The organism is Bradyrhizobium sacchari, assembly GCF_002068095.1.
GTDB lineage: Bacteria > Pseudomonadota > Alphaproteobacteria > Rhizobiales > Xanthobacteraceae > Bradyrhizobium > Bradyrhizobium sacchari.
Window position 1 is genome coordinate 133,909 of the sequence record NZ_LWIG01000009.1, and the last position, 4,479, is coordinate 138,387.

Genomic DNA, 4,479 nt, shown 5'->3' on the forward strand with positions numbered 1-4,479 from the left:
GTCCACCGCAAGCCCCGGCTCGCAAACATGACGACCACATGATCGCCCCTCAAGGATGAGCCGGGATGGGCGACACATACGACAAATCCGAATTTCGATAAAGTGGAATATTTTTGGCGCCAGGGGTTGACGACGAAGCGAAACACCGGCCCTTTCCAGTGTCGACCCCGGGGCGGCGCGAAGCGACGAACTATGATGCGCAATTGCGCATCTGAGAATCCATCGAGCGGCAGGTCTTGCGGCCTGATGGATTCCGGGCTCGACGCTTCGCATCGCCCCGGAATGACGAAGGAGAAAGCATCACCCCTTCACCGGCGTTCCATCCGCCATCGTCGCCACGCCCTTCCGCTCCACGATCATCCCATAGGCCCGCGGCTGGCGGTGAACGTCGAAATTGAACGTCGTGCGCTTGTAGGAATTGCAGAGATCGAGATCGCAGCGGGCGAGCGCGATCTCGTCGCCCTTGGTCGTGCATCGCGCCACGATCTCGCCGGAAGGCGCGATGATGCAGCTGCCGCCGATATGGTCGACGCCCTCCTCGACGCCGGCCTTGGCCACGCCGACCACGAAGGTGCCGTTCTGATAGGCGCCGGCCTGCATCACCAGGTGATTGTGAAACAGCGAGAGATCGTCATGCTCCGGCGCGGGCGGATTGTGCACCGGCGTGTTGTAGCCGATCATCACCATCTCGACGCCCTGCAGGCCCATCACGCGGTAGGTCTCGCTCCAGCGGCGGTCGTTGCAGATCGCCATTCCCATCATACCGCCGAACGCATCGACGACGCCAAAGCCGCTGCCGGGCTCGAAATAGCGCTTCTCCAGATGCTGGAATTTGCGCCACGGCTCGTGCTCGGCATGGCCGGGCAGATGGACCTTGCGATACTTCGCGACGATCGCGCCGCTCTTGTTGACCAGAATGGAGGTATTGTAACGCCTGATGTTGCCGGCCTCGACCGTCAGCTCGGCATAGCCGAGGTAAAATCCGATGCCGAGCTCGCGGGCGAGCTCGAACAGGGCTCGCGTGTCCGCCCCCGGCATCTCGCGCTCGAAAAAGCTGTCGATCTCGGCTTGATCCTCGAAATACCAGCGCGGAAAGAAGGTGGTCAGCGCAAGCTCGGGATAGACGATCAGGTCGCATCCATTGGCCTTCGCTTGCCGCATCAACGCCATCAAGCGCGCCACCACCTCGGCCCTGCTCTCGCGCCTCGCAATCGGGCCAAGCTGGCCGGCCGCCACATTCACAAATCTCGCCACGCGTCTGTCCTTCGCTTTTTCAGACGTGCGCTACCAGCGCCGTCGTGATCGCGCACATGCAGATTCCGCGCCTTTGACGCGCGCCACGCAAGAGCAAGCCCGGCCGGCATGCCTCATTGAGGAACTTCCGTTGCCGATCTGCAACGGTTCCCCACGGTCTGAAGCCGGACAAAAGAAACTCCCATTGCGGCCACGAACCGCTCTCACAACGCCGTGAGACTGTCAGGGGAATGACGATGCGCGCACAACGCGTTTGGAAAGTGAATGGGGCCGCCAGCATCGGGCAGCTCCAATCCAGGCTTGATGACCTCAACAAGCGTCTCAGCCAGCTCGAAAACCAAAATCCGGAGAACTGGAAGCTCGAAGAGCTGAGATCGAGCGCGCTCCGCCTGTCGCGCGAGATCGACGACATCCGCTGCGCGGAGGCGACGGCGGCGCTGAGCGAGCTGCTGCGGAAGTAGCCGGCCCGCCGATTCGCGCGTCGCGCAGGAACCAACCTTGCTCGGGGCCATTTCCATGCTGAGCATGGAGCAAGATCATGACCAGACACCTGACGCGAGCCCATCTCGCGCGCGGCGTGGCCGGCGCGGTATCCACGCTGGTCCTGTGTGCGACGGCGGCCTTCACCATCGCGCGCCATTTCGCCTCGTGAGGACGATCGCATGACGTCCGATCCCGAGGAGTCGGTGCGGTTGCAGGGTTTTGGCGAGATGACGTTGCGCACCGCGATCGCGACGGTGATGACGCTCGCCCCGCGCGAGCGATCGGAGGCCGCCATCTTCCGCGTCCGCGACGGCGTGCAGCTCGCGCAAAGCGAGATCTCTGAGCTCGCATCACACTGGGACATCCCTCCGACGCCCGAAGTCAGGTCGCCAAGACTGGTCCCGGAGCAGCACTGGACGGACATCGTGCGCGGCATGGTGCGCGAGGCACCGCTGCCGTCGCTGATGGTGGCGTTCTTGCTGGGCGTGCTGGTGGCGCGGCGGTAGGCTCGCGACAACGGCGACTACGACAGGATCGATCACTTCCGCTCGTCTGCTCGCATCTGCTCGGCGTAAGGACGCAAAGCTGCGGACATATCATCGAGATGTTTCTGCCACTCGGCGCCAGGCAGGAACGCGATCACCGGCTCGTCGCCAGGCGAACCCCCCAAATATTCGGGATTGCGCAGGCCGTCGGCAATTCCGGCCTCCAGCTTCTTGACGATGCCGTCCGGAACTCCCTTCGGGACCGCGAAGCCGCGTTCCGCCGTCGTCGTGACCGAAAAGCCCGCCTCCTCTGCCGTCGGAACGCCCGGCAGCGCCGGAAAGCGCTTCTTCGACAGAATCGCGATGACGCGAAGTGGCCCCTTGTTGGTGCCATGCAGCTCGGGAATCTCGCTGAGAGTGACCATCCCGACGTCCAGATGCCCGCCCAACAGATCGGTCCGCTGAGCGGCCGTTCCTCTGTAGGAGATCTCGTTCGGTTCGACCTTCGCGGCTGCTGCGAGCATGCGAATGGCCAGATGACCGTTGGTGCCGGCTCCGTTGTGACCGAAGGTCACCGAACCCGGCTTGCTGCGAAGTGCGGCAACGACATCCGGCAGATTGCTGAATCTGCCGTCGGCGGGCACCACCATGACGTTCGGATCTTCGACGACGCGAGCGACCAGCCGGATTTCATCCGTGGTGTATTGGGTTTTGCGGGTCATCGGCAGGAGGTTGTAGCCCGGCACGTTGACGACACCGATCGCATAGGCGTCGGGCGCCGCGCGCGCGACCGAAGCAAACGCGATCTCTCCGCCGGCGCCGGGCTTGTTCAGGACGACGAACTTCGCCTTGCCGCCGAGCGCGCGCTCGACAAAGGGCAGAAGCTTGCGCGCCATGACATCGGTACCGCCGCCGGGCGCGAAGCCGACGACGACTTCGATCGGCTTGTCATCCGGCCACGCGGCCCAGGCCGACCCGCAAGCCGCAAAGCCAAAAGCCGTGGTGAGCGCGAAGATTTTCTTGTTCATGATTTCCAGCCCTGCTTTTTGTTATTGGCCGATCGCACTCTCTGACGCGCGATCGACTGCGCGCTCATCTAGCCGCCGGCCTGACCGGAGGGCAACCGATTATCCGTAGCGCAGGTATTTGGTAGGCCGCGGCCGCTCGTGAGACAAATGCAGACCGCAGCGGGGCGATGGTTGCTTCGAACTCCCCCAGCGCGGCAATCAGCAATCAGCGTCGCGAAGACCCGTGGCGGTCCTTGCCCGGCGGCGCTTTTTGATCGGCTCGCTCACGGCGATTTGCCCTATGACCGACCGCAAAATGCCGGACCATTGATCCCGGCGCATCATCAGCCATGCCACCGCAACAGGCGCCCCTGCTAGGGCCAAATCGGCCGTGGACCTGCCCCGAAAATCGTTGCAAAAAGGCTTCCGAGGCGTCGGCGGCTGGTCCGCCAAGCCTCTGGAAAACGTCAACTTTTGGAAGAATGGTCGGAGTGGCAGGATTCGAACCTGCGACCCCTGCGTCCCGAACGCAGTGCTCTACCGGGCTGAGCCACACTCCGACAAGAAGGCGGCTTATAGCGTCGGGTTTGGCGCACCGCAAGCGGCCGAGATGAGGAATTTTGTCCCTGTGAAAACGGGTCTTGAAACGCTGATTTTACCGGCTGGCGAGGCCGCCGCCGGGGCCGCCGCCCGGACGCTTGCGGCCGGCGGGCTGGTCGCGTTCCCGACCGAGACGGTCTACGGGCTCGGCGCGGACGCCGCCAATGCCGCCGCGGTTGCCCATATCTACAGCGCCAAGGGACGGCCGGCGTTCAATCCGCTGATCGCCCATGTGCCTGATATCGCCGCTGCGCGGCGGATCGGCCGGTTCGACGCCCGCGCAATGAAGCTTGCGGAGGCGTTCTGGCCGGGGCCGCTGACCCTGGTGGTGGCGAAGACGGAGGACTGCCCCGTGGCGGATCTCGCGACCGCCGGCCTCGACACCGTCGCGATCCGCATTCCCGCCCACCCGGTGGCGCAGGCGATCCTGCGCGCCTTTGGCGGCGCCGTGGTGGCACCGTCCGCCAACATCTCCGGTCACATCTCGCCGACCCTCGCCGCCCATGTCGAGAGCGATCTTGCCGGGCGGATCGACCTGATCGTCGACGGCGGGCCGGTCGACGTCGGCGTCGAATCGACCATTGTCGGCTGCTTTGAGACGCCGATGCTGCTCCGTCCCGGCGGGCTCTCGCGCGAACGGATCGAGGCGG

The 4,479-nt window shown here is 64.4% G+C and carries 5 protein-coding genes and 1 tRNA gene; 3 read left to right on the forward strand and 3 right to left on the reverse strand.

Annotated features, from left to right (window positions below; translation table 11 throughout):
• Positions 1 to 300: 300 nt before the first annotated feature.
• The gene (locus A5906_RS13295) at positions 301 to 1,254 is read right to left on the reverse strand and encodes an N-carbamoyl-D-amino-acid hydrolase (RefSeq protein ID WP_080135645.1); all 954 of its coding nucleotides are present in this window, start codon (positions 1,252 to 1,254) and stop codon (positions 301 to 303) included.
• A 236-nt stretch (positions 1,255 to 1,490) separates the two neighbouring features.
• Between A5906_RS13295 and A5906_RS13300 the strand changes: the two genes are divergently transcribed.
• Both A5906_RS13300 and A5906_RS13305 read left to right on the forward strand, forming a co-directional pair.
• Entirely contained in the window at positions 1,491 to 1,715 is a 225-nt protein-coding gene (locus tag A5906_RS13300) for a hypothetical protein (protein ID WP_080135715.1), read from the forward strand.
• Between the two features lie 201 nt (positions 1,716 to 1,916).
• Positions 1,917 to 2,243: a hypothetical protein gene (locus A5906_RS13305; protein ID WP_080135646.1), complete on the forward strand. Its 327-nt coding sequence runs from the start codon at positions 1,917 to 1,919 to the stop codon at positions 2,241 to 2,243.
• 32 nt (positions 2,244 to 2,275) lie between these two features.
• Here A5906_RS13305 and A5906_RS13310 read toward each other — a convergent pair whose 3' ends face one another.
• Positions 2,276 to 3,250, reverse strand: a complete 975-nt coding sequence (locus A5906_RS13310; RefSeq protein WP_080135647.1) for a tripartite tricarboxylate transporter substrate binding protein — start codon at positions 3,248 to 3,250, stop codon at positions 2,276 to 2,278.
• A 462-nt stretch (positions 3,251 to 3,712) separates the two neighbouring features.
• Positions 3,713 to 3,789 (reverse strand) — tRNA-Pro (locus A5906_RS13315).
• A 68-nt stretch (positions 3,790 to 3,857) separates the two neighbouring features.
• Between A5906_RS13315 and A5906_RS43505 the strand changes: the two genes are divergently transcribed.
• Positions 3,858 to 4,479, forward strand: a 622-nt coding sequence (locus A5906_RS43505; RefSeq protein ID WP_210189978.1) for an L-threonylcarbamoyladenylate synthase, incomplete at its 3' end; no start/stop codon positions are given.

Coding starts and splice junctions, on each gene's coding strand:
- A5906_RS13310 (WP_080135647.1), bottom strand. CDS start 3,250: ATGAACAAGAAAATCTTCGCGCTCACCACGGCTTTTGGCTTTGCGGCT.
- A5906_RS13300 (WP_080135715.1), top strand. CDS start 1,491: ATGCGCGCACAACGCGTTTGGAAAGTGAATGGGGCCGCCAGCATCGGG.
- A5906_RS13305 (WP_080135646.1), top strand. CDS start 1,917: ATGACGTCCGATCCCGAGGAGTCGGTGCGGTTGCAGGGTTTTGGCGAG.